We start from the raw sequence: 25,625 nt of genomic DNA, 5'->3' as shown, positions 1-25,625 counted from the left end.
CTGGATTTTTGGAAGCGAACTTGTTATGTTAAAAAATATATAGTATATACCTATACAACAATAACCAATATAAATGCATCGAGCAGGAGTCTGTTATCTTTATAAGATGTCGTGATACTGCACCTTTCGTTTATACCTAACATCACGAGTTGACTAAATCCAAGCAGGAGATTTTCTATGAACTTTATTCGTAACCTTTTCCGCAAAGCAGATCGAAGCATGATGTATGTTGTTTTGCTTAGCTGCACCGGGGTTGGCGTTTTTATCTATATGAACCAGTGGTCTTATGTACATCTGACTACAACCGATTGGGTCATGGTTTATACCATGCTGGGAGCAGCGCTCATCCTCGACTATTTTACGTTCCAGATTCCCCCGAAGGGTAACCAGCAATCGATGGATTCCTCTGTGTATCTGGCCTGCATATTTATGTTTGGCGGGGCATTCAGCCTCTCGGTGTTGTTGCCGATTTCTATCATTTTATTAATTAAAGACCGCAAGCTTGCCTGGTGGAAACATGTTGTCAATTTCAGTATCTATAGTCTCATGATCACCGGAGCCGCCACTGTGTTCGAATGGACAGGTGGTCAGGTCGGAGCGATTGATAGTTACAACCTGATTCCATATGTTGCAGCGCTGGCTGCCTATTTTATTATTAATACCATTACGCTAGGATTGTTCTTTCATTTTTCAACCAAAGATGCATTACAGCAGATGAAACGGGCATTCGTAACCGAATCCCTCCTGGTCTACCTCTGTACACTTATTTTGGCGCTTGTGCTTACCATTTTGGTTGTACATAACGGTGTCCTTGGTCTATTTTTATATCTCAGCCTCAGCATCTTGTTATCTCATGCGTTCAAGCAACTGTTCATCATGTACCAGTCCATTGAAGAAAAGGCAAACTCGGATCAGCGGACAGGATTGTTCAACCATAGCTATTTCGAGAGCATGCTGGAAACGGAGCTAAACAAAGCTCGTACGCAAGGAACGCCCCTCTGTCTGGGATTGCTTGATATTGATGATTTCAAAAAATATAATGATCAGTTCGGTCACCTTCAAGGTGATAGCCTGCTGGCGTTGCTTGGGGATTTTCTCATTCGCAAGACCGAAGGCACATCCGTTACCGCTTTTCGATATGGTGGAGAAGAATTCACGTTGCTCATGCCAGGCATGGAACTCGATGAGTCTTACAGATTTATGAATAAGTTACGCAAACAACTGAATGATACCCCCTTTGAAGGGGTAGAGGTATTACCGCATGGCTGTCTCTCTTTCTCTGCCGGAATTGCTGCATACCAAGTGGATATGTATAACAAGTCTCAACTGGTGGATCAGGCGGACAAAGCGCTTTACTATGCCAAAAAGCAGGGCAAAAACAACGTACATCGCTATGGAAGCAATGACGGTATGGAGCACGAGATTGATCTGGTTCAAGACGTCCGCGACATCGAGCAGCAGCTGAACCTGTTTCAATACAAGGATATGGATACGTTCAAACATTCCAAACGGGTCTATAAATACGCGCTCGATATTAGCGAAGTGCTCAAACTAGACAATGCAGAAAAGCGGCGTTTCGTGCTTGGGGCGCTGATTCACGATATTGGCAAGCTGGAGATCCCCTGGTCTATATTGAACAAAAGAGAAAAGCTGACATGCGAGGAATGGGATACCATCAAGGGTCATGTGACTTGGGGCAAAAAAATGGTGATGACAAATGATCGCTTCGCCGATCTGATTCCGTATATTGAATTGCATCATGAGCGCTATGACGGCCATGGCTATCCTTACGGCCTGAAGGGTCATGAAATTCCTAAGCTGTGCCGGATGCTGACCGTGATCGATTCCTTTGATGCCATGACCACCGAGCGACCTTATCAGAAAACCAAAAATGTGGATGAGGCCATAGAGGAGTTGCGGGCATGTTCAGGTACGCAATTTGACCCGGAACTCGCGGAGTTGTTCATTCGGTATATCGAGAAACGAGCGGCTCATCAACTATTGCAGTAGTCTGATATATGCATAAACGCCAAAGCGCTATCCCATGAGGGATAGCGCCATTTTCATTTTTCATCGTGATGTGAAGTGTAATTTGATTCATCGAATGCATCAGGGGCCTGTTCAGTCTTGTGAAGACTCTTCGTTACTCATCGTATTCAGTTCATGCGAGGTCTGATGCAACTCTTTGATCATCTGTTGCAAAAACATGTTGTCTTGGCGACTGATCCCGTGCTGATTGTCTTGAACAAGCATCTGGTGAATGTTCTTCTTGAGCAATTCACTGCGACGTTCCAATACTTCTTGACTCATGTTGCTGCGTCACTCCTTAACATGTTTTGTAATGATTTTGCGTTCTATATAAGTATAGAGGACCTTCCCTCATAGCGAAAACGGGCAGAGCCCTCCTGAGCAGAGCACATCAACCCTCACCTAGCGTGACAGTATTTCACCCCTCTGTGTTCTTAGATATCCTTCTAAATACTCCATGATGCTCCCCCATTTCCTGTAAACAGCCCGGACTAGGGTCTTGGACAAGGTTGCGTTATAATGATCCCATTACCCTCATTGTGGAAAAGGTACAACCTGCTACAGTATGATGTATCCAGCCCTTAAAAGGAGTTATGTATATATGTCCTATAAACAGATCAAATGGATGATCCTGCTAATTCCCACCATCACCGTGGGACTGTGGGAATATATTCGCCATCAGTTTCTGATGCCGTATCTATCGATGGATGCCGGAAACTGGTTGACACCTGTAATTGTATATCTTGTCAGCGTGACACTGCTAAGCCGTTTGTTCCTGATGTTAGAAGGGGCCCGAGCTGCCCTCGAACAAGAGCGAGCATCCAAAACGGCGCTTGAGGCGCGTGACCAGCTTGCCCGGGAACTGCATGACGGCATTTCACAATCGCTATTCCTGCTCTCGGTAAAGACCGACAAAGCAGGACGCAGTCTTGCAGGCACCAGCCATGAGCAGGATCTGCGCGAGATTCAAAAAACCGTGCACGAAGTCAATACATATGTAAGGCAAGCTATTGCTCAGTTGCGTTATGTACCTTCACCTGTTGCTGATCCTGAAGCCGTTGCTTTGCAAGCTCAGGTCGAATCCATCGTGAGTGATACCGTTCCAGAAGCAGATGTAGAATGGAATCTGACCGAAGTTTCCTTCTCAGCCAAAGAGCAGGTAGAACTGCTTGCTTGTATTCGGGAAGCACTGCTTAACGTACGCAAACATGCCCATGCCACCAAAGTGGAAGTTTACACTAAAGGCAATGCCTCTAACTGGTCTGTTCATATCCGTGACAACGGTACTGGAATTCAAGGCGACCCGATGCTGTTCAAGGACCGGTACGGTTTACGAATCACAAAAGAACGAGCCGAGCAGATGGGATGGACATTCCAGCTTGATTCGACACCAGGTAATACACAAATGATCATTGGAAAGGGGCAGACTTGATGGAACTGGTACGTGTACTGGTTGTTGACGATCACGCACATGCGCGTGAGGCGATATGCACCATTTTATCCGAAGATAGCCTGTTTGAAGTCATTGGCACAGCCAAAAATGGGCAGGAAGCGATTGAGCTAACCGAACACTGGATGCCTGACCTGATTTTGATGGATGTGCAGATGCCCGATATGGATGGACTCGAAGCAACAAGGCAGATTAAACTGCGTTTCCCATACGTCATGATCGTAATGGTCACCGTATCGGATGATGTCACTTACCTCTTTGAAGCATTGAAACAAGGAGCCCAAGGTTATCTACGCAAAAATTTATCTCCTTCCACTTGGCTGGAATACCTTCGCGCCATTGTTAGTGACGATGCACCGCTGAGCAAGGAGCTAGCATACCGAATATTGCAGGAGTTTCCCGCTCCTCGCAGCGAGGATGTGCAAGAGAATCCGTTAACCGCTCGCGAATTGGAGATACTGCAATGGGTATCTGCCGGGTACACCAATCGTGAAATAGCCGAACAGCTCGGCATCTCGGATCAGACCGTCAAGAATCATCTGAAGAACATTCTGCAGAAGCTACAGCTGGAGAACCGGGTGCAGCTCACTCGCTACGCATTAGAGAGCGGGCTTGCCGGGCGCAAGCCTCGTAAATAGAACATGTTTCAGAGCGAATAGAATAGGGAAGTCTACCACAAAACGATTTACTTCTGATATGCGTTATGTAATAGCACCACTTATAAATGTGCATCATTTCAAGCATTTGTCACAAATATGCAGTAATCCATGATTTTTTATAGCCCTATGTAGTCATACGCCTTCATTTTGGACAAAGTTATAATGGTATAGATTATGTGTGAACGACGAATTATGGATAATTGTAAATCTATAACCCAAGGGTGATGATTTTTTGAGAGTAAGAAGCTTAACCCTGCATTGGAGCAAACGTCACTGGGCGCTGCTCACCAGTCTGTTACTGGTGTTCTGTCTGGTGATGCCGCAATGGGCATCTGCTCATGCTTATATCGTGAAGGCGTCTCCTGAAGAAAATGAACTGCTCGTTACTGCACCGCAGCGGCTGACGTTGGAGTTTAATGAATCATTGCAGACGGCCTTTTATGATATTAAAATTACCGGACCTGACGGAAATCAAGCGGACAATGGTGACGTACAGATTGACTCAGAACGCCCGCACATTCTGGAAACGGGTCTGAAGCCTGGCCTTGCTGACGGGACATATCTCGTCAATTGGAAGGCCGTATCCGCCGATGGTCATCCAATCTCTGGAGCGTATGTGTTCCATATCGGTGAGCCTACCGGAGCACCTGCCGGATTGAAGGATCTGGCATCCGGTTCGGGTGCCACCGGTGGCCCATTAAAATGGATCGTGTCATTCACGGACTGGATTCAATATCTCGGTCTGTCCGTCATTCTGGGTACGCTCGCCTTCCTGCTACTGCGAATTGCCCCAGCTTCCCTGCTACGGGAACCGATGGAGGCACCGGGTAGCTACAAATTGCTCTGGATCAGCTATGCTGCTGCTTCCTTTGCCGCACTAATAAGCCTTCCGCTGAACACACTCTATGAGTCAGGTGTCAATCTCGGCGAATTCAGTTGGGCCTTATTAGGCAGTGCGCTCAAACTGACCTCCTTCGGTCAGATCTGGATGTTACAGATGCTGATTGCCATGTTGCTTGCAGTCACACTACTGTCCGGTTATGATCTGGATCGATCCCTGCGCGTGCGAATCTGGTCCTCATACGGATCATTGGTGCTGGTTCTAGGCTGGCTGCTTACCCATGCTATGACGGGGCATCCTGCTGCCGCAGAGCAACGTGTGCTTGCTGTAGCCATGGACTTTGTACATCTTGCCGCTGCTGCATTCTGGATCGGGGCTCTCACCGCTATGGCAGTGTGTCTGCCTGCACTCACCAATCGATTGCCTGCAAAATTGCGAGGCGAAGTCTACTGGGCAGCGATAAGGAGATTTACCGTTTGGGGTATCGGTGCTGTAGCCGTTTTGATCGCTACGGGTATCTATGGCAGTCTGGTCATCCTGCCCGCACCGCTACTGAACTCTTTATTCACAACAGCATATGGCCTGGTTCTGATCGGTAAAATTCTGCTACTTATCGTGATGATCGGTTTCGCGCTGATACATGCCAATCGAGCAAGAGCCGCTACAGGTAAGCAGTTGTCTGGCAGTCTAAAGGCTGAACTGGTTACAGGTGCCATCATTCTTGCGCTCGCGGCTGTACTGACACATCTGTCTCCAGGTCAGCCAGCACCCGTCGGTCCTTATAAGGGCACACAAACGACAGATGATGGCTCCGTGATAACACTCCAGGTAAGCCCAAACGTAGTGGGAGAAAATCAGTTCGAAGTCAGCATAAAGCGAGCGGATGGCAGTATCGTCAAAGATCTCGAACAGGTGACGTTGTCTCTGATCCATCTGGATATGGATATGGGTATCTATGAGATCACCATTCCGAAGAACGATACGGGCGTATACAAGGCGGAGGACTACATCTCTATGCCGGGCAAGTGGAGTATCCAAGTCCACGCGTTAACTCGGTCACTTGATGCCCTCGATGCCGAGTTCAAGATTGAGGCAGCAAAGTAGTAAACAACGAAACCATTTTTAAAAGAGTGAAGTGTATTTAACAACGATTGCATAAGAAAGAATGAGAGGGGTTATCATTTTGAAAAAGACATCATGGGTATCCAAATTAACATCTGCTATGGCAACAGGTGCAGCAGCATTCCTGCTGTTCTCCGGTTTGGCCAGCGCTCACGTCACGGTAAATCCGTCCGTCGCACAAACGAGTGCATGGCAGACATATACGATTAAAATACCGTCTGAAAAAGAGTTGCCAACAACTAAAATCACACTCAAAATTCCAGAGGGTGTTGCATTTAAGCAATATCAGCCACTGTCTGGATGGAAGATCACAACTGAGAAAAATGATTCTAAAGAAGTAACCTCGATCACTTGGGAGATTGATGGAGATAACCAAGGGATTCTGGCTGGACAGTTCCAACAGTTTAACTTTGTTGCACAGAACCCAAAGACAGAAACAGAAGTGGCATGGGATGCCTTCCAATATTACAGTGATGGCAGCATTGTAGAGTGGACAGGCCAGCCGGGGGCAAACTCTCCTCACAGCATCACAACCATCAGCGAAGATCCGGCAGCTGCCGGTAATGCCGCAACAGGCGGCGACCACCATAGTGCAGGTGGAGCAAGTAATGGGCATGACAGTGCAGGTACTGCTGGCACCGCGACAGGTGACAAAGCTTCTGACACTGCGACTGATGGCAAAAAAGGAAATGATGACACCACTCTCGGCGATGCTCTCTCCGATACGGTAACAGGTCAACCGAACAACACAGATTCCGATGCAGGTACGTTGAAGCTACAACAAGCAACGTTAATCGTATCGATTCTGGCTCTGATCATGTCCTTCCTGGGCATCGCACTGGCTACTCGCCGCAAAAAACGTTAATCTGCAGTTCTCTTACCCGGGGTCACCCGAGGAGATCATTGTAAAAAGATGCAAAAAGGAGTTTGCAGCATATACGGGGTTATCCCGTTTGCTACAAACTCCTTTTTTGGTTAACTCATATCTAGAATCCTGATGACTTGCCGTGCACGCTACATGCGCCATCCGCAATATGGCACACCGTTGCATATTAACGTTGCTGATCCGTTTGAATCATAAATTCAATATACTGGATCAGACTTTTCTTCTGCATCTCGATGGATTGGATACGCTTGGCGAGACCTGCGAAAAATTCTTCAATCTGTTGCCTCGTATGATCCGCAGATTGTCCTTTCCAATCGTTCAGACGGCTGTACAGCGCCCTTGCCTCCTGCTCATCCGCTTGCATGCGAACCAGTAGCTGTGACAGCTCTTTTTCCGCAATCCGCAGGTCATTCAATTCCACCAGCAATTGTCCGCTCATCCGTGGTTCCCTCCCCCTCAGTGCACGTTCTCACCTTGAATACTCAATGCTATCTCTCCAGCCTGTCATTTATAACTAGTTAAAATGTACCGGACTCTCATCCGCTTGCCGGAAAGCCTCCGCCTTTTCCTCAATAAAGTTCAGGAACTGGCTCGTATGCTTCATATGCCATGTGCTCAGCTCCTGGATAGACGCATCCAAGTGAGTCACAATGGGCTCCAGTCTGCGGCTACGGCTTGTATGTAAATACTGAGCCATACGTGTCCGCACCTGATTCAACTCGGCATTGCACTGCTGGGCATTTTGTTTCCAGCGGGAAGCCACACTTTTCAGTTCCTCCGGGGTAACCTGGATTAGACCAGATCCCAGCGCCGCAGCCGCTCCTCTGCCGGCACCGCCTCTCAGCCCCATCGGACCTACCGCTTTGCTCAGCGGTCCCAGATTCTCCATAAGTCGTGGCGAATAACGAACCCGCTCACCCGTGATCGGATCATACAACTCGTTGGAAATGTAACCATTTTTGAAGTTATACTGATCCAGGCTGTGGTAGTTTTCTCCGCCAAATGTATTCTTGATTTTATCAATCAGACTTACACCATTATTGGCATCTGCGTAATTCGAATCAATATAATACGTAGAACCTACATGACGATCATATCCGCCTAACGTTCCGCTAGCGACCAGATCGCCCGGACTCGCATAGTTCGTTACTTGCCCATCCAACTCGCCGGCCTCAACCCGCCGACGCATCTCAGGAGTCAGGTTGCCCATTACTGAAGGTGCACTGAATGTAACCGCAGGAAGACCTGTATAAGCGGAAGCATACTGCGCATCCCCACCTCCGAGAGAATGTCCTGTCAGAGAGAAATTCAGATCGCCATACTTTTCTTTCATATGGTTCGCATAATCTTCCGACTGATACATCTGGTTAGCCCAGCCCGTAGGCGAATAGGTCTTTTCGATATCCTTTACGCGATCGCCCGTCCAGTTTTGTACATCTCTTACCCTGTCGCCAGCCCAGTTCTCCACTTTGGAAATACCTGTGGAATCTTTGATATTCTGAACGCCTCTATCGAGCCAATCCGGTGTCAGGTTGTCTACAAATTGTGCCGTGTCTTGTTGCCCTTTGCGGATCAACTCTCCGCCCCCGATGCGTGCATCCATCACGAAATCAGGCACCGAGCGGTCCAGAGAGGCACTCCCCTCAGTTCCCCGGTAGGCAATGACTGCCTCCTTGGTCTCCGGATTATAAAACGTTACGGCATCGAAGCCGGAAAATTTATTACTCTCTGTGCCCTCCAGTACTTGCCAGCCGGGAAGCTCCGTCAGACGGTCACCTGCCTTTTGATCCTGATAGGCTAACTCCGATAAGGTTTTGTACGTTTCATCATCAATGTTCCTGCCGTTACTCAATCACTGCACCTCCCCTTTTATTTGGCGTATGGATCATGTCCTTTAGCTTTAATGACTTCCTCGAGCTCGGGACTAATCACGAGATTTTTGGTGATTTTTTTCTTGTAATCGTACGATATGCCAAAGGTCTGATCGTCATGATCCTTCACATGCCCTTTCAGTCCGATCTGCGACATCGCCATCTCTGGCAGCAGTTCCTTGCTCGTAACGACCACATCCAGTTCAAACTTTACTTTGAAGTGCTGCACCACAACCTTCTCAGCTTCCTGGTACAACGCCTGTTTTTCACTCTCTGTCATCTTCTGACACCCTCCCAGCAATATAGTGAACACCATCATCAGTGCGAATAAACTTCTCATCCATTTTGTGCGCGGAATAGCAATTCCCCCTTTTGGCTCAAACCTGTGTAAGTAAAGAGCGCCCCCTTCACCTGTTACATGCATCATAGTACAAAATCAACATAAGACACATCCGCTCACAGGAGCGTTTTCCTGAAACTTTTCTCCTAGTTGATTCATGCCTATATTTGGGTGTATATTACCCGCTTCTAAGACTGCTGTACCATTTAGGCCCTAACTTTTTCCATATAAAAATAAAAAAAACTTTCTTCCGAACACCGGCTGGTGTCAAAAAGAAAGCTTGATTATAAATGACACAACTCTTATCCAGGCCCAGCGAAGCAGAGCCACCCTCATAAATAACATGCTCTATCCATATTGTCTGAGCTGGGCCTCATTCAGCTGCTCTCCTACGAGTCTCTGATACGCGTTACACCTTGTAACCAGCTCTTCATGTGTTCCCGCATCGACAAGTTCTCCCTGATCCAGCACATAGATCGTGTCGGCATTTCGAATTGTGCTCAGCCTGTGAGCAATAATAATTTGCGTACATTTCAACATGCTTAAGTTCCCGGCAATCGTAGATTCCGTTAACGTATCCAGTGCACTGGTTGCTTCATCCAAAAGCAGAATTTTGGGCCTGCTCACAAGCGCCCGCGCAAGAGCTACCCGTTGTTTCTGTCCCCCGGACAGATTAGAGCCTGCCTCCGAAATTAACGTGTTATATTTCATCGGCATGCGTTCGATATCTGCATGAATATCGGCAAGTTTTGCAGCAAACATCACCTCTTCTGCAGTTGCTTCTTCCGCATGCAGCTTGATGTTATCGTAAACGGTATTGTTAAACACGAAGTTATCCTGAAGAACGATGCTGACTTGATCACGAATATGTTGAGGATCTAATTCCTCCGCATGAATGCCATCGAAATAAATATTTCCTTGTGTAGGGGTGTACAACCCCACTAGCAATTTAGCGAGAGTACTTTTACCAGAGCCTGATCTGCCAACGAGAGCCACCTTCTGTCCTGCTTTAATGGTCATACTAATGTCATTAAGCACAGGACTACTGTACTCCGTATATTTGAAGCTCACATGGTCAATCGTAATATCACCCTGAAGCTCGGCAACATGCACCATCTCCGTTGGTTTCTTCTGAAAAGACCGACCCTTTTCTGCCAAAATCACATCATAAATCCGATCCAGCAACGCATCCGCCATTACGAACTCATTCAGCATCAAGGCAAGTGAATTAAGCGGCCCCAAAAAAAGTGCAGCCAGAGACTGGAATGAAACAAGCATACCTAACGTCATGTTGCCCTGCATAATCTGGTACAAACCCACAAGCAAAATGAGCATCGGTGTCATAAAATTCAAAGTATTAGTTATCGTGTTAACTCGAGTTTGAAAAATAGCCTTTTCCTTCACCGTGGCAAGCTGGCGTTTGAATAACTCCCGCCATTTTTCTTCCGTGCGCTGCTCGATACCAAGAGATTTAATTGTTGAAATCCCTTCTAACACTTCGGTCATAAAAGATCCTGCCAAGCTCTGAGCTACAATCTGAGTTTGCGTCAGTTTTTTGAACCTGCTGCGCGTGTATACAAAAATAAGGACCTGTGTTATTCCTATACCTAGCAACGTGAACGCAATGATGCGTGATTGAATGACAATGTAGGTAAACGTCACCACAATTAAAAATAAATTGATGAACGTGGAAATCATTTTTTGCGACAAAATTTCCCGGATGGTAACATTGCTGTTGACTCGCATCATCAGATCTCCGCGAGAGCGAATCTCAAAATATTGATACGGGAGCTTCAACATGTGGGACACAAAATTGGTGGTTAACTGCGAATCCAGCACTTCCTGAAGGCGCACGATACACATATCTTTCACATATCCAAAACCGATCTGAAACAAGGTTAATAAAGCCACACTGGTGAGCAACACGGGAAAAATGGAGTATCCCTCATTGCCCGTTACCGCATCAATCGAAACCTGCATCAGGAACGGAAAAAGCACCGATACAAGCTGTAATCCCAGGGCAAGCAATACGGCCCATACAAAATACTTTTTGTTGCTGCGAATCAAATCTTTGAAATACGCTACTTTACTCATCTTTTTTTCTGAAAAAGGGACAAACCCCTCATCCGGGTATACCAGCAGAAAAATACCTGAATATTTCTCTTCGAACTCCTGTTTAGTGATCGTCATTCTCCCCATGGCAGGATCAACAATGGTATATAACTTACCAGCCTTAATCTCCTCAAGCACAATAAAATGTCGTTGCTCCCAGAAACAGATGACCGGCAAGAAATCATTACTGAGTGAAGGCGCAGGTGCCTTTTTGGCTACACCTTTCAGATGGTAGGTTTCGGCTACCTCCTTCATTTTCAACATGGAGCTTCCGTCACGACCGCTCCCCAGCATGGCAAATCGTTCCTTCAGATCGGTAAAATCGGCTTCATAGCCGTAGTACGCAAGCAACATATGCAAACAGCTGGGTCCGCAGTCGTATTGATTCATTTGCAATTTAACAGGAATTTTTCGCTTTGCCTTGCCACGCAGACGGCTAAATACTGAACGTTTAGGCATAATGCTGTCCCGGTTCAGATGACGGCTCTGCCGTATACTCCTGCTGTCTGGTAAAAGCCATCTCCACTCTATCCTGCTGCGTGACCTGCTCTACATCCTTCAGTTCATGGCTTACCGGCCCTTCCATCATAAGTACAGAAGGCAGTGTCCGATTATACAGCCGCAGTAACTGGTATCCGATTCCGGCCAGACCCAGCATAAGTCCTGGTATTTGTTGACGACTCGGAATGCCGCATCTCCAGTGACCGTTATCCTCTCTAACCTTGGTCATGATATAATCAGCCATTTGATAAGCGTATGCTTCTAACGTTTCATCCTGCCAATAGTCGGCTGCGAGCAAGATCAGCTCCAAATTCCCCATATCTCCGTGACATAGTGAATAACTGACTTCTGTGAAACCATCTTCCATAGTCTTGGTCACCGCTCGGCGAATGTCTTTTTCCAGCACATCTATAGGCCCGCGGAAGCTTAACTCCTGTGCTGTTCCTACCCGGGCAATACCCAAACCGGGTGCGCCATTACACCAATACATGACATAATGTTCTTCCGACATATTGCCATCCGTGAACCGGAGATCCTTCCAGTTATTCACTTCGGAACTGTAGATCGATTCCTCATATTTAATTCCTTCCAAACAAGCTTCAAAATAAGGTTCGTGACCTGTAACACGGTACAGACGGGCAAGACTCAGACATATGCCTGCGTTTCCATGTGCAATGCCGCTAAGGGGCACTTTATTGATCGCCGATGTCACCCATGCCAAGCCTTGTTCCATCGGCCCAGCCAGCTTAAGCAGACGATCTGCGCATCTTGTAGCTATGTCCAGTGCCTTAGGCAGGTGGAACATCGTATACAAATCCACGCATGCCATTAATGTGCCTGCACAACCTGAGATGACATCCAGCCGCTCATCTTCCTCGATCATCTCATCCAGTATATCCAGCAGTTCGAGCAGTTCCGGGTGAACATCCTGCTGGGAGTATACCTTCGCTTTATGCACTAACAAATAGAGAAGTGATCCGTAACCTGTAAACAAAGAGATATTTCTGTCCATGTTTTTGCGAATCATCTCCCAGGCCGTCTGGATACAAAAATCGACCATCTCTGTATACTTCCCGTCACCTGTCTCTTGACCTAGATAAAGATAGAAATAAGCGATGCCCGTGACCCCATTGTATAGACCCAGTTCCGAGGATTTATAGATCAGTTTCTCGTCCGCATCCATGCCCATGCTGATCCAGGATACGGTGCTGCCCTCATCTCCCGTGATCGCGATATCCTTAATATAATCACCAATCCTTACCGCTTCACGTAAGTAATCAGCTCGGGTCGTGGAGATTGGATGCCCGTTCAACGCCTCTGGCCGTACACTCGCTGTACTCTTCTCCATAGCGAACGAGCGCTCCAGTACATACTTCGTTTGCAGTGTACGCTCCGTAAATTCCCACTGCATATCCATATCATCTTCATTCATGGCCCGAACCTTTGTCTCCGTCTGGGTCAAGATATCCGAGTCATAAACACCCTCAATGACTTGATTATCCGAATGATGAAACAGCACCTTCTCACCAATTAATGTTTTGAACATGGGCACATCTCCGTGCAACAGATCATGGCATTCATAGCTGACCAGTTTCTCACGGTTACGATCCTGCCGGACGATGGCCCACATCATGTCAAACAGCAGACTTTTGTCCAGCCCATTGCGTAAATATTTAGGATGAGAGCTGGCTTCGATTAATGTAAAATAGGTCACGGTTGGCCGAACAATCGTCCGCACAGCACACCCATGAAAATGGTGGCGTACTGCCATGATGAAACGGTCTTTTTGCTCCATGATGGAACGATAAGTGCGATAGAACCCTTCTTTTAAACGATGGATATGGCGTTCGGGTTGTATCGGCGTTTGATTGTAAGATGGCAGGTGACTGAACCGACTTACAGCAATCTTGCTTCGTTTGATCCTCATCATATCTGTGTTTTTATCGTGAACCTCATAGGTATTGAGAATCTGTTCCACATCTCCGGCAAGCCCGCTCAGATCACTATGATACAAGGCGTTGGAGTCCAGCGTAGGGAGCATGCTTGTTTTTAATACGGAATCATTCAATATCGAAAGGGTCTTCTCCAGTGCCGTATACTGCTCCTTCTCATCCATATACTTGAAGGGTTGATTGTGCAGCAAAGACTCCAGATCTACGAAGAACGGATGCTCTCCTTGGGAAACGATATTTTCCATGTGCATATCCGTTGCATTTAATGCATATAGAATCGCTAAATATTGTCCCTGTCTCTCAAAAAAGCGTTCTGCCTCTTCCTCCCGGGTCACTTCCTCGTAAGAAATATATTGCTGCCAGCCATACTCGGAACGGTCCAGCGTTTTGGTAATCCGGAAAGGCAATCCAATCTCCTGTTCATTAAACCACTGTAGTATACCAGCAAATGCAGTATCAATTGCCATGTCTCTTGGTTTGTACATGACATTAACGTCCCCGGTAAATTTCAATCGCAGCACGCTGGCTCCGCCATTATGGGAATCTCCCAGAAATACGATATCCTCCAGCCTGTCCAGTTTAAAATCAAACAAAGATTCCAGTTCATGACGGTCGGCCGTCAATCGCTCCAGAACCCGAATCATATTCTGATTGATCCGCAACGTCTGCTCGGCAATACTTCGGGCAAGAACCGGATATTCCAGTAACAGGTTGAGGATTTGTTCTCTGGTCTGAATTTTCTCGCTTACAAAATGTAAATATCTCTGCCGGGAATCTTCACCTATCAATTCCTCCTGGAGCCGAGCTTTATTTAGTTCATAGATGAGTGTCTTCGCAGACAAGTGAAACACTTTATCCGAGACGGTCTTCAGTACAAGCCCGATGACACGGCGCCGATCCAGCCACTCATATCCTTCTGAAAGACCCTCTGTCATGATCTGAATAGATCGTTGCAGAAAAGGTTGTGAAAACTCAAAAAAAGGGATTTCCTCTGTATTGCCCTCGATGAAATATGTAATATCCTCATGCTCATTCTCAAGAAACGTCTTCCGAAGCTCCTGATGCCAGCCCATATCTGTAAACGCGTACTGGAAATCTGGAGTTTGAAATAGACTATTCACCTTATTCATGTCCATAGATTCAGCCTGGAATCGATCCGCTAATTGCTCCTGATCCTGAAAGAACTGATCCAGCCACAACTTCATTCTTACATCGTTTGAGGATACTGCATCTCCATGAGCGGAAGGCTCGGCAGCAACTTCAAGTTCATACTGCTTGTATTTCTCTGTCAAATATAAAGCATCACCCCAGTGGGAGTTATTCAACTGTTCCTGTATGCTCATCGTTTTCTCTCCCTTTCTAAATCAATGGTTGTAAACAGGAAAACGCCATATAAATACTTCAAGCACATAACTGAGATCAGCTATGTGCTTGAAGAAAATCGAAGTCAGAATTAACAACAAGTCAACCAGGAAGAAGGTGAAACAGAATTATAATGGCACTCATGACTCACTGTACAAAATACACCGCCGCTTTTCTTATCCTCAATTGCGGCTAACGCCCCTGTAACCACCATCAGTTCATCATCACTGATGTCCTCGATTGCTGCTAATGCTTCGAGATTGAATTGTTTCATTGAAAAAACCTCCATTCAATTTTTTGTATATGTATAGCTTAAATAAGCTAAACACCGGAGTTCATTCAAACAAAACATATATTTACATTAAATATAAAATATGTAATCTATTTCTAGCTTCACTCTATCACACTTTGCTAGATTTTGTAAATCCTTATTTTCCCTTCTCTGGATTATCCAGAAAATCGACTAGATCATACTCCAAATTTTTAATTCTCTATATTACGTTGTTATACGCATGTGCTTGTAAAGAACCTGTCCTGAGACAGGCAACTCTCATACCGTTACAGGCAATTGTAATACTGCTTGAAGCCCTCCTTGATTGTTACGCTGGAGCAGGAGTTTCCCCCGATGGGCATGAGCAATCCGCGATACCATTGGAAGTCCTAGACCATGTCCATGACGTGGAGGTCTTATGCGACCTGCCGTATAAGGAAGAACCAGCACATCATGCAGATCTTCCTCGGGAATTCCCTTCCCATCATCGGAGACTATGAACTGTGCGTAACCACTTCGCACATCACGCTTGATCATCAATTCGATTGCACACCCCTCTGGATTATGTCTAATGCTGTTCTGCACCAGATTGGTTACCGCTCGGTATAACAATCGTTCATCCCCTTGCACATACAGACTTTCGTCTTGAACATTCAACGCTATCGGATAACGCTCGTCCAGCCCATTATTTAAAAAATCAGATGCAACTTGCCTTGCCAGAACAGACAACCGAATGGATCTCATCTGTAGGGGCTGCATTTCATACTCCAGCATGGATACCAGATTCAAATCACTGACGAGCGATCGCAGACGCTCCCCCTGACGCCGAATAATGGATGCCTGTTGCTTTTGCTCGGTTGTTAGATCCACTTGCTCCTCCAGTTCACTGGCATATCCCAAAATCATGGATAATGGCGTCCGTATATCATGCGATATCCCTGATATCCAGTTGGATCGTGCCTCATCCCTTGCCTTTAGCGCATCATTTTTCTCCTGTAACATATGGGAGGTCGAGTTGATGCTTTCAGACAAATCATTGAATATGCCCTTGGTTTCAACCTGCACCGACTCTCCTTTAGCAAGTGCATGAATGCCATCGATCAACGGGCGAATGCTTCGTATGACACGGGTTCCGATTAGCAATGAGATAAGTAGCGCAAGTGCCACATTGCATATCAATAACAGTACAATCCTGACCGGTAGAGACTTGAGCCAATCCGCCAAAAAATCGAACTGGTATTTTCCATACGTATTTTTGGGATACCCCAACACCAAAAGTCCATCTTCCCGTTCCCACACATATACCGGGTACTCTTTAAGATAGTATCGAGAAAATTTAGCAACATCGGTCACACTGTAAGTAAGAGGGATTTCTGCTGGAAGACGCTCACTCCACTGCACCCCACCCTCCTGATTCAAAAGCATCGCCCAGGCTTGATGTTCAGCGAGAATCTCCATCCCTTTACTTTGTAATGTGTACTCCCCCTGCTCGCTCTTGCTCAAACTGCCTGCGACCTGTTTGACAACAGCACTGGGGGAAGGTCCTTCGTGAATTTCCTTGAAGATCAATGAACCCAGCAATACGAGATTAAATAAAAGCAGTACAACAGATACAAGAATGGTAGAGCCGACAAATCTTCTTAGAATACGAACCAAACCATCCATTATCGAGTCTCCTGAGTCATCAGTTTATAACCAAGCCCACGGACGGTTAACAGAAACACTGGTTTAGACGGGTCCTCTTCGATTTTCTCCCGAATCCGCCGAACATGAACCATTAGGGTATTCTCATATCCGTAACTCTCATCTCCCCAAACGGCCTGACATAGTGCATCACTGGTTACAATCCGGTTCTGATTCTCATAAAGTTTGACCAGTATAGCGTGCTCCTTGGCTGTCAGTGGAAGTTCTGTTCCCTTCCCATGAACGACAGCGCTTTCCAAATCAATGGTTAATCCACCTAGACGAAATACAGGCAATCTTTCTATCGTATTGGAAGCGTATACCCTTTTCAAAATGCCCATGAGCCGAAGAATCAGCTCTCTTGGAAGAAAAGGTTTGACCATATAATCATCTGCTCCCAAACCTAAACCGAGTAAACGATCCTCATCCTCCCCTCGCGCTGACAAAAATAGCACAGGCATGTCCGAGAAGGAACGAATAGAAGACAACAAGGAGAATCCGTCTCCATCTGGCAACATGATATCCAGGATAGCTGCATCCGGCTTCTCTATTCTGCACATCGCCAGAGCATGGGCCACATTACCTGCGGTATAGACTCTGAAAAAGCCCTCCTTACGCAAAAAGCGTTCGATCATCTCACGGATTTCCGGTTCATCATCTACAATCAGTATTTTCTTGTTTTTCATTATGTCCATTCGTATCACCCTTTTCATTATACATCAGGACATGAATATAAGCCTATATTTTCCAATTCTATTTAAGGTAAATGTAAGGTTATCTTCAGCCAAGAGCAAGACGTCTGATCTATATTGAACTAACAGAGATCACCGTGAAATGGAGATGAAATCAATGATAAATACTTCCCCCATTGTCGAAACGCATAATCTGTCCAAATCATACGGCGGTATGAATCGTGTGCATCAAGTGAATTTGTCGGTTGAGAAGGGGCAGATTTTTGGATTTCTAGGCCCGAACGGAGCAGGAAAAACGACCACGTTAAAAATGTTGCTGGGGTTGATCAAACCTAGTGAAGGTACGGTCAAGGTCTTTGGGAAAGATTTGACCACACATCGACCCGCCATTCTGAGCCAAACCGGTTCATTGATTGAATCCCCTTCGTATTATGGTCACTTGACCGGTCTTGAAAATATGAAGGTGATGCAGCGGCTACGAAATGTACCAAGCAAAAATATCGATGAAGCCTTAAAAATTGTAAGACTGGAAAATCAGAAACATAAACAGGCCGATCAGTATTCACTCGGTATGAAACAACGGCTGGGCATTGCCATGGCTTTACTTGCTTTTCCCAACTTGCTTGTTCTGGATGAACCTACGAATGGACTTGACCCTGCCGGTATCGGTGAAATCAGAGAATTGATCAAGTCCCTGCCTGGTCAATACGGCATCACCGTGCTGCTCTCCAGCCATTTGTTATCCGAGATCGAACAGATCGCAACCTCCGTGGGCATTATCAGTGATGGCAAATTGTTGTTTCAAGGTACCATGCAAAGTCTGCAGGCTAATAATCAGGCCACGATCCGTTTCCAGACCCCCGAGCCGGCAAAAGCAGAAAAGCTTCTACTAACTCATGGCTACATGCCACAAGTTCATGGAAATCAGCTCATATTGAAGTATCTTCGCGACGAAGAAGTATCGAAGCTGAATAAAGCGCTTGTGGAACAGAGTATTCCGGTCACTCGCATTGAGGAGCACAAAAAGAGTCTGGAAGACATTTTCCTTGATCTGACTGGAAAGGAGAGAAGCCTGTAATGAAAGCTCTATCTCTGGAGTATTACAAAATCCGGCGCAAAAAGATTTGGATCATGATTACCCTGTTCCTTGCTGCAGAGATGATCTGGGCCGCCATGTCCATGAGCATATCGATCTCTCGAAGCGCGAGTAATGCCAGCTGGGAAGCACTCATTTTCAGCATCGCTTCCATGAATGGTCTGTTTCTGCCGATCATATCGGCGATCGTGGTGTCCCGCATCTGCGATATGGAGCATAAGGGGAACACTTGGAAGATGTTAATGACAACCAATACGGGACGGAATCATGTGTACACCGCCAAATATATCTGTGCAAATAGTCTGATCCTGTATGGCATCATAGCGCAGGCCATTTTTATCGTGGGCTTTGGTCTATCCAAAAATATTTCCGGTTCCATTCCACTCTCCCTGCTTGTGCAATTTGTTGTTGGGACGTTATTAACTACACTTGCCATTACAGCACTACAGCAATGGTTGTCGCTGACCGTCCGCAATCAGGCGTTTGCTTTGTGTCTGGGCATGCTGGGAGGATTCATTGGAACCACATCCGGTTTGTTCCCAGCCGCTATTCGTCACTTGTTTATCTGGTCTTATTATTTGGATTTGAACCCGGTCACTTACATTTACAGCGCCTCTTCAGGAACCTATGTATCTGGAATGTTGCCTGTCGGCCTATTGTTAGCGGCCCTGTGCATGACGATCATCTTCTATCTTGCTGGCAATTTTCATGCCTCGAGACAAGAAATCTAAGGAGGGAACTATATGCTGAGGAGTATCTCTGCCGAATGGCTTAAACTTCGGCGTTCCCGGATCGGTCTGGTACTGGCAATCCTGCCTATTATCAGCCTGCTTATCGGATGTTTTAACTTTTATTTTAACCAGGCCGCTTTACAAAATGGTTGGTTCAGCTTGTGGACACAGGTCAGCTTGTTTTACGGGGAATTCTTTCTGCCTATTCTAGTCGCCATCTGTTGTGCCTTTGTATGCCGTCTGGAGCATAGCAACCGCAACTGGAACATGGTTCTGGCTTCGCCGTTAAGTGTCACCAGTCTGTTTGTTGCCAAATTGGTCATTGTTGGCCTATTGATCTTTTTCGCCCAAGCCTTTTTCATGCTGATGTATTGGGCTGCGGGCAAGATGTTCAACATTCCGGGCGAGTTTCCAGCGGAAATTCTGGTCTGGAGCCTACGAGGGTGGTTTGCTTCTCTTTCCATCGCCTCACTTCAACTTGGGTTATCCATTCGGATACGCAGCTTTGCTACACCTATTGGTATCAGCCTGTGCGCAGTCTTTTTTGGATTGGGCATGTATGTATTGAAGATTGGCATGTTATTCCCGTTTTCCCTGCTCACGATCGGTATGGGTGTGCTTAGTCAGAAGGGACTGACTACCTCAGAGAATATGGTATTTCTATTTATGAACAGCTTGTTCATTCTTCTATTTGCCATCTGGTCGATTCGCTACCTGAAATATAAAGATATTGCAGCATCCTGAATTCCAACTGTAAAGGAGTGCACTATGATGAAAAAATCACTCGGTATTCTCGCATTAGTGCTTGTGATTCTGACTTGCCTGTGGCTTATATTCATGGACCCGGCTAAACTGACACCTGATAATCCAGCAGGCAAAACAACCTATTATACGGTTGTGAATCAGACTGAAGTAAACAAGGATGAAAATGGACGATACAGCTACAAACTAGTCGGTTATACGGATGAGGGAAAATCCAAAACATTAAACTTTTCTACAGGAAAATCACTTAAAAGTGGTGCATATTTGAAGCTCTATGTAGCCGCAATACGTGGTGTAACGCACTGGGAAGAAGTGACGGCAGATGAATTGCCCGCTCAAGCCAAGCAACTAACCTCCAAATAATCCACCTCTCATCCCAAGCTAGCAACAAGATAACAAACCACATCATTACGATGACACTAAAAAAGAGCCTGCTCTACACACGAGCGGCTCTTCTTGCTGGCCAGCCAGATCGGCCCGGCCTTCCCTTTTATTCAAGTACCATCCGTAGCGCGGTCAGTAAGACCCCGATAATAAATCCGGTCACCGCACCGTTGATCCGAATCCATTGCAGATCCTGACCTACTTTATCTTCAATCAGCGAGATGAGTGAAGCATTATCCATTTTATCTACGTTCTCGCGCACAAGATTCCCGATTTTGGAGTGATTTTTCTCCAGCAGTGTGGTGACACCTTCTACAATCTTGCCATTCATGCTTGTCATTAAGGCATCATCTGCACGCAGATCAGCCAAAACCTTCTCTATTGCAGGCAGTGCATACGTATCCACATAACGACCATCCTCCATCGCCACCAGTGCTTTATCCCGCATCTCGGTGAGCTTGTTCAGCACGGTTTCCTCAGCATTCCAGCCATCCAGCAGATTATTCTTCCACCCGTTAAGGCCATCCTGCACAGCTTCACTCACCGCAATACGCATGGCCTGTGTACGAAGCATATCCAGCACTTTGTAACGCAGCGCACTGCCTTCCCGTTTCATATCCTCTACCCGGTCAAAGAGATATCCTTGAATAATGCCGCCCAGACGGTCTTCATTCAAATAACCCATGAACGCATTCATCGCAAACTGCATGAGTCCATTCATCTGGATCCCACTAATAGCTTTCATGCCACTTTCACCCAGGAACAGAATCGTTTCCGGTTTGACCAGCCACTCCTCTGCCTGTTTCAACGCATAATCTAGAGCCTGAGCATCATACCCTCGCTCTGTTACCTGTACAGCGGCCCGTTCGAGAATCGGCCCCAAGTCAAACGCTCCGGCCTGTGACTTGATCTCTTTGGCTACCATCGGAGCGATCTGCTCTAGCGGAAGCCCGGCCAAAATACGTTTGCAGAGCGTATCAATCATGGTTTTGATCCCGTCACTATGCAGCTCCCGGCCCAATGTATCCAGCACAATCTCAGCTGCTTTGAAGCCAGCAATTTTCTCCGTAATGCTGTCCTTGTTGAGCAGATTATTCTCCACAGCGGAGACCAAACCTTCCGTCATCTTATCCCGGTTCTTCGGCAGTAACGCCGTATGGGGAATCGGAATACCTAGCGGATGACGGAATAACGCAGTTACTGCGAACCAGTCCGCAAGTCCACCCACGAGTCCTGCTTCAAACGAACCAACCAGCAGTTTACCTACCGGCACCCCCTGGAATGGCAATGATGCTGCGAAACCTGCTCCCATAATGACGAGAGACCAGGCTGCTGCCGTTTTGGTTTTTTTAGGTTTAGCCATGATTAATTTGCTCCTTTATCGTTAATCGCGCAGGCTCGACTTGTCATACGAGATCACTACGCTTGATTGATTGTGATTATGTAAAAGCATACGGACTCTACGTTTGAATCCATTTCTCTAAACGCTATCCTCTCAGGATTATAATGAAGGATCTATAAAATACAATTCGTTCTTTTTTCGTATACTTCATCTTATCACCCACAAGCGTCAAAACCAAACCTCTGCCTGGCGAAAAAGGATAAAACAGGGGCTTTTCGCGCGAAGCTTGCCTACCCATATTTAAAGAGAGGAAAACTTTAGTATAATAAGGAGTGACAACCTGTCAGCAATCGAAAAGAATCAGAGGAGGAATGACAGATCATGAAACACGTTCAGGACACAACCACACTCAATAATGGAGTTAAGATGCCATGGCTTGGCTTTGGCGTATTCAAAGTGAAAGACGGAGATGAGGTTGTAAGTGCCGTCAAAACAGCGATAGAAGCTGGATACCGCAGCATCGATACTGCCAAAGTATATAATAACGAATCCGGTGTCGCTCAAGGCATTCGTGAATCTGGCATTGCTCGTGAAGATTTGTTTATCACAACCAAAGTATGGAACAGTGACCAAGGCTACGAGAGCACACTTGCCGCTTTCGAAGAAAGCATGCAACGTCTGGAGCTTGAATATCTCGATCTCTACTTGATCCACTGGCCTGTCAAAGGCAAGTACAAAGATACATGGAGAGCACTGGAGAAACTCTATAAAGAAGGACGTGTTCGCGCCATCGGCGTGAGTAACTTTCAGACTCACCACTTGGAAGATCTCTTGATGGATGCCACCATCAAACCTGCGGTCAATCAGGTCGAGCTTCATCCGCTCCTGACTCAGAAGGAACTACGCGACTACTGCAGTACACATGAGATTCAGATTGAAGCCTGGTCTCCACTTGGACAAGGTAATCTGATGGAGCATCCTTTGCTCCAGGATATCGCTGCCAAATACGGCAAGTCTCCGGCACAAGTCATATTGCGCTGGGATCTGCAAAACGGAATCGTGACCATCCCGAAATCGGTAACACCTGAGCGCATTCACGCCAATACCGAGCTATATGATTTCGAGTTAACAGCTGAAGAGATTGAACAGATTAACGGTCTGAATGAGCATAAGCGTTTCGGTTCCGATCCGGACAATTTTAATTTCTGACATATTGAATTGAACTACACCCGCCTTCGTTTCTGGAAGAGCGGGTGTTTTGATATGGTTCTGTGTAGGTTATAGTCACAGACTTCGTTGTGAAAAATGAAGGTATGGCCCCTTTGTAATAGAGATTACATATTTTTTTTGCAAGCCTTAAAACTATTTTGCCTCCTTATCAGTCTAACGGGTATCAAACAACTCAAGCACTCTACACCAATCCGGGCCTGGAATACACGAGGACTTGAATATTATTTAGGTTTATCAGGGGGGAACAAGATTGATTAGACTGAACAGCAGAAAAACAAAGGAAGAACAGTTCAGCGAAAAAATAACAACGATCCAAAACAAATTATACAGACTGGCATACTGCTATGTGAAAAATGAACAAGAAGCATTGGACATCGTATCCGAAGCCACATACAAAGGTTATATTGCTTATGGCAAAATGGATTCCATGACCTATTTTGATTCCTGGATGTCACGGATTGTAATCAATACATCGATCGACCATATTCGTCGCAGCCAGCGCGTAACTTATATGGAGGATCATGTGCAAGAGTTCGCAGCTCCAGAGCGAGGAGCCTCCATAGAAGAAAAGATGGATCTGTACGATGCGCTCGATCGGCTCGTGCCTGAAGATAGAGCCTATATCATATTGAAGTTTTTCGATAATATGCGTTTTCGAGAAATCGCTGAAGTGCTCTCCCTATCTGAGAATACCGTCAAGTCAAAATTTTATCGGATCATCAAAAAATTAAAATTGGATTTAGTTGAAGGAGAGGTTGGAGATCTATGACAAGTAAAGAACGTTATGAAAACATTGAAATCCCGGCTCAACTTACAGAGGTTATTCGTCAAGCCCAGCGAAAAGCGGCTGCTCGCAAAAAATCATCTCGTATCATCCGCTATGCTTCTGCTCTGGCAGCATGTGCAGCTTTTCTGTTCATCGTCAACATTCCTACAGTTGCAAATGCTATGGTCAAAATACCTGTGGTCGGAACGATTGTTCAAGTATTACAATTCGGCGATGGCGGTAAGATTACCGATGGAGTAACCGTGGGTTCGGACGCAACGCAAAATACGCTTAAAATTCATTTTAGTACCGATGACCAGAATCAGACGAATGACGCACCTTATTATAATGTAGTACACAAGTCAGCACCCAATCGTATCCTCTTTACATTCAGCGGTGCACGTTACATGGATATGGAGAAAGTAAAAAACGACTTCATGACTCAACCTTTAGTAAAAGATGTCTATGGTTCCATGATTCTAGACGACTCCTCCGTCGGATTCGTTGTTGTTTTAAAAGAAGGCGTACAGTATTCCGTCACGGAATTCAAGAACCCTGGATATTTGGAAGTGAAGCTGACTTCTGACGGCAAACCAGTCACACCTCGAAAGGTGTTCTCACTCCGTACAGAATCAATGCCTTTTGGAGAGTCCATGGGTATATTAAAAGAATCTTATCCGGATGAGGATATCTCCTTCCTTAAAACGTCTACGGATGAGTTCACGGCTGTTATCGGTGAGTATTCTACCGCGGAAGAAGCTGAACTCAAGCTTAAGGAACTCGCTAAGCTACCGGAGTATAATGGAGAGTTTTATGTAGACAGCTGGATGAGTAATGAAAATCCGAAGTGAGCAGTATTCGCCATCGGACATGCAAAGCATTCACAATGAACATCAGGGAGATATGAGAAATGTAAGAGCAAGAAAGAAGAGCACTCAAAAAAAACCGATTCAGATGCTGAAGCATATCTGAATCGGTTTTTTAAATTTAAAGTTTTAAATATAAGCTTATCCTTTGGATACCAGCTTGAAGTCATCAAAGTGAAAACCTGGCGCTACGACGCAAGTGACCAGAACCGGCTCATCGCCCAATGGTCGTGCCGTCTGCCATACACCTGCAGGCACAAGTACCTGCGGAGATTGTCCTGCCTCGATATCCATGCCGAGAATCAGCACTTCCTCATTCTCCGGGTTTTCGCCGTTGCCACCCAATTTCAATTCAATTGGACTGCCGCTGTGCCATAACCACAGCTCATCCGAAAGCACCGTGTGCCACTCGGAGATTTCATGAGCATGAAGCAAGAAATACGTTGAACTTGCCGAGAAGCGCGGACCAGAGTAGGCGTCCGGCAATACGGATTGCGGGATTTGATAAGATGCTTTCCAAACTTCCTTATACCAACCACCTTCGACGTGAGGCTGCATATCCAGCGCAGCTACGAGCGGTGATAATTCATGTGCTGTCATAACTTGTTTCCTTCCTTCCAATTCATTTTCGGGGATACTCCCAAACTGGAGCATGACCTCGCTCTCCTTACTCTAAAA

General features: G+C 46.1%; 23 protein-coding genes. 12 read left to right on the top strand and 11 right to left on the bottom strand.

What is annotated here, in order from left to right; all coding sequences use genetic code 11:
- Positions 1-177 precede the first annotated feature (177 nt).
- Positions 178-2,010, top strand: coding sequence for a bifunctional diguanylate cyclase/phosphohydrolase (locus J2T16_RS18735; protein ID WP_221790918.1), 1,833 nt, complete (start codon positions 178-180; stop codon positions 2,008-2,010).
- A gap of 111 nt (positions 2,011-2,121) precedes the next feature.
- Here the strand turns inward: J2T16_RS18735 and J2T16_RS18730 are convergent, their stop codons facing one another.
- On the bottom strand, positions 2,122-2,310 hold the full coding sequence (locus J2T16_RS18730) for a hypothetical protein (protein ID WP_090918827.1): 189 nt from the start codon (positions 2,308-2,310) through the stop codon (positions 2,122-2,124).
- Between the two features lie 319 nt (positions 2,311-2,629).
- On the opposite strand from J2T16_RS18730, the gene J2T16_RS18725 reads away from it, so the two are divergent.
- The 4 genes from J2T16_RS18725 (at position 2,630) to J2T16_RS18710 (ending at position 6,965) form a co-directional block, all read left to right on the top strand.
- Positions 2,630-3,460, top strand: a complete 831-nt coding sequence (locus J2T16_RS18725) for a histidine kinase (protein WP_154984942.1) — start codon at positions 2,630-2,632, stop codon at positions 3,458-3,460.
- Positions 3,460-4,116: a response regulator gene (locus tag J2T16_RS18720; RefSeq protein WP_090918831.1), complete on the top strand. Its 657-nt coding sequence runs from the start codon at positions 3,460-3,462 to the stop codon at positions 4,114-4,116. Before J2T16_RS18725 ends, J2T16_RS18720 begins: the two co-directional genes overlap by 1 nt.
- 253 nt (positions 4,117-4,369) lie before the next feature.
- A complete protein-coding gene (locus tag J2T16_RS18715; RefSeq protein ID WP_221790915.1) occupies positions 4,370-6,082 on the top strand; it encodes a copper resistance protein CopC in 1,713 nt (570 codons plus the stop codon).
- A 79-nt stretch (positions 6,083-6,161) separates the two neighbouring features.
- Positions 6,162-6,965, top strand: coding sequence for a YcnI family copper-binding membrane protein (locus J2T16_RS18710; RefSeq protein WP_253498318.1), 804 nt, complete (start codon positions 6,162-6,164; stop codon positions 6,963-6,965).
- A 187-nt stretch (positions 6,966-7,152) separates the two neighbouring features.
- On the opposite strand, the gene J2T16_RS18705 is transcribed toward J2T16_RS18710, so the two are convergent.
- From J2T16_RS18705 to J2T16_RS18670, 8 genes are all read right to left on the bottom strand, one after another.
- Positions 7,153-7,425, bottom strand: coding sequence for a hypothetical protein (locus tag J2T16_RS18705; protein ID WP_090918837.1), 273 nt, complete (start codon positions 7,423-7,425; stop codon positions 7,153-7,155).
- A gap of 75 nt (positions 7,426-7,500) precedes the next feature.
- Positions 7,501-8,838 carry a Tle-like phospholipase domain-containing protein gene (locus J2T16_RS18700; protein ID WP_186809805.1) on the bottom strand — a complete coding sequence of 446 codons (1,338 nt, stop codon included), beginning with the start codon at positions 8,836-8,838 and terminating at the stop codon, positions 7,501-7,503.
- A 17-nt stretch (positions 8,839-8,855) separates the two neighbouring features.
- Positions 8,856-9,137, bottom strand: a complete 282-nt coding sequence (locus J2T16_RS18695; RefSeq protein WP_494390522.1) for a hypothetical protein — start codon at positions 9,135-9,137, stop codon at positions 8,856-8,858.
- A 408-nt stretch (positions 9,138-9,545) separates the two neighbouring features.
- Positions 9,546-11,768 (bottom strand): peptidase domain-containing ABC transporter, encoded by a 2,223-nt coding sequence (locus tag J2T16_RS18690; protein ID WP_499019016.1) that lies wholly within the window; start codon positions 11,766-11,768, stop codon positions 9,546-9,548.
- The gene (locus J2T16_RS18685; protein ID WP_499019015.1) at positions 11,761-15,105 is read right to left on the bottom strand and encodes a type 2 lanthipeptide synthetase LanM family protein; all 3,345 of its coding nucleotides are present in this window, start codon (positions 15,103-15,105) and stop codon (positions 11,761-11,763) included. The genes J2T16_RS18690 and J2T16_RS18685 overlap by 8 nt, the downstream gene beginning before the upstream one ends.
- Before the next feature lie 110 nt (positions 15,106-15,215).
- Positions 15,216-15,398 carry a type A2 lanthipeptide gene (locus J2T16_RS18680; RefSeq protein WP_161556976.1) on the bottom strand — a complete coding sequence of 61 codons (183 nt, stop codon included), beginning with the start codon at positions 15,396-15,398 and terminating at the stop codon, positions 15,216-15,218.
- 276 nt (positions 15,399-15,674) lie between these two features.
- A complete protein-coding gene (locus J2T16_RS18675) occupies positions 15,675-17,060 on the bottom strand; it encodes a sensor histidine kinase (RefSeq protein ID WP_336121284.1) in 1,386 nt (461 codons plus the stop codon).
- Positions 17,060-17,773, bottom strand: a complete 714-nt coding sequence (locus tag J2T16_RS18670; RefSeq protein WP_154891459.1) for a response regulator transcription factor — start codon at positions 17,771-17,773, stop codon at positions 17,060-17,062. Before J2T16_RS18670 ends, J2T16_RS18675 begins: the two co-directional genes overlap by 1 nt.
- A 157-nt stretch (positions 17,774-17,930) precedes the next feature.
- On the opposite strand from J2T16_RS18670, the gene J2T16_RS18665 reads away from it, so the two are divergent.
- The 4 genes from J2T16_RS18665 to J2T16_RS18650 are packed head-to-tail and all read left to right on the top strand — an operon-like array spanning position 17,931 to position 20,722.
- Entirely contained in the window at positions 17,931-18,848 is a 918-nt protein-coding gene (locus tag J2T16_RS18665; protein WP_154960047.1) for an ATP-binding cassette domain-containing protein, read from the top strand.
- On the top strand, positions 18,848-19,597 hold the full coding sequence (locus tag J2T16_RS18660) for an ABC transporter permease (RefSeq protein ID WP_090918850.1): 750 nt from the start codon (positions 18,848-18,850) through the stop codon (positions 19,595-19,597). Before J2T16_RS18665 ends, J2T16_RS18660 begins: the two co-directional genes overlap by 1 nt.
- Positions 19,598-19,609: 12 nt before the next feature.
- Positions 19,610-20,341: an ABC transporter permease gene (locus J2T16_RS18655; protein WP_499019014.1), complete on the top strand. Its 732-nt coding sequence runs from the start codon at positions 19,610-19,612 to the stop codon at positions 20,339-20,341.
- Between the two features lie 27 nt (positions 20,342-20,368).
- Complete coding sequence (locus J2T16_RS18650) at positions 20,369-20,722, top strand: YxeA family protein (protein WP_154891481.1); 354 nt, start codon at positions 20,369-20,371, stop codon at positions 20,720-20,722.
- A gap of 127 nt (positions 20,723-20,849) precedes the next feature.
- Here the strand turns inward: J2T16_RS18650 and J2T16_RS18645 are convergent, their stop codons facing one another.
- Complete coding sequence (locus J2T16_RS18645; protein WP_336121286.1) at positions 20,850-22,106, bottom strand: DUF445 domain-containing protein; 1,257 nt, start codon at positions 22,104-22,106, stop codon at positions 20,850-20,852.
- Positions 22,107-22,466: 360 nt separating this feature from the next.
- On the opposite strand from J2T16_RS18645, the gene J2T16_RS18640 reads away from it, so the two are divergent.
- The 3 genes from J2T16_RS18640 to J2T16_RS18630 all read left to right on the top strand — a co-directional run bounded on the left by J2T16_RS18640 (position 22,467) and on the right by J2T16_RS18630 (position 24,932).
- Positions 22,467-23,294: an aldo/keto reductase gene (locus J2T16_RS18640; protein ID WP_260511122.1), complete on the top strand. Its 828-nt coding sequence runs from the start codon at positions 22,467-22,469 to the stop codon at positions 23,292-23,294.
- Between the two features lie 271 nt (positions 23,295-23,565).
- Entirely contained in the window at positions 23,566-24,084 is a 519-nt protein-coding gene (locus J2T16_RS18635; RefSeq protein ID WP_499019013.1) for a sigma-70 family RNA polymerase sigma factor, read from the top strand.
- Positions 24,081-24,932, top strand: coding sequence for a hypothetical protein (locus J2T16_RS18630; RefSeq protein WP_499019012.1), 852 nt, complete (start codon positions 24,081-24,083; stop codon positions 24,930-24,932). Before J2T16_RS18635 ends, J2T16_RS18630 begins: the two co-directional genes overlap by 4 nt.
- A 156-nt stretch (positions 24,933-25,088) precedes the next feature.
- On the opposite strand, the gene J2T16_RS18625 is transcribed toward J2T16_RS18630, so the two are convergent.
- The gene (locus J2T16_RS18625; protein ID WP_090919039.1) at positions 25,089-25,547 is read right to left on the bottom strand and encodes a cupin domain-containing protein; all 459 of its coding nucleotides are present in this window, start codon (positions 25,545-25,547) and stop codon (positions 25,089-25,091) included.
- Positions 25,548-25,625: the final 78 nt, after the last annotated feature.

This window comes from Paenibacillus intestini (assembly GCF_030803945.1).
Taxonomy (GTDB): Bacteria; Bacillota; Bacilli; order Paenibacillales; family Paenibacillaceae; genus Paenibacillus; species Paenibacillus polysaccharolyticus.
Note: the sequence above shows the minus strand (reverse complement) of the source record. Positions and strands in the feature narration are given on the sequence as shown.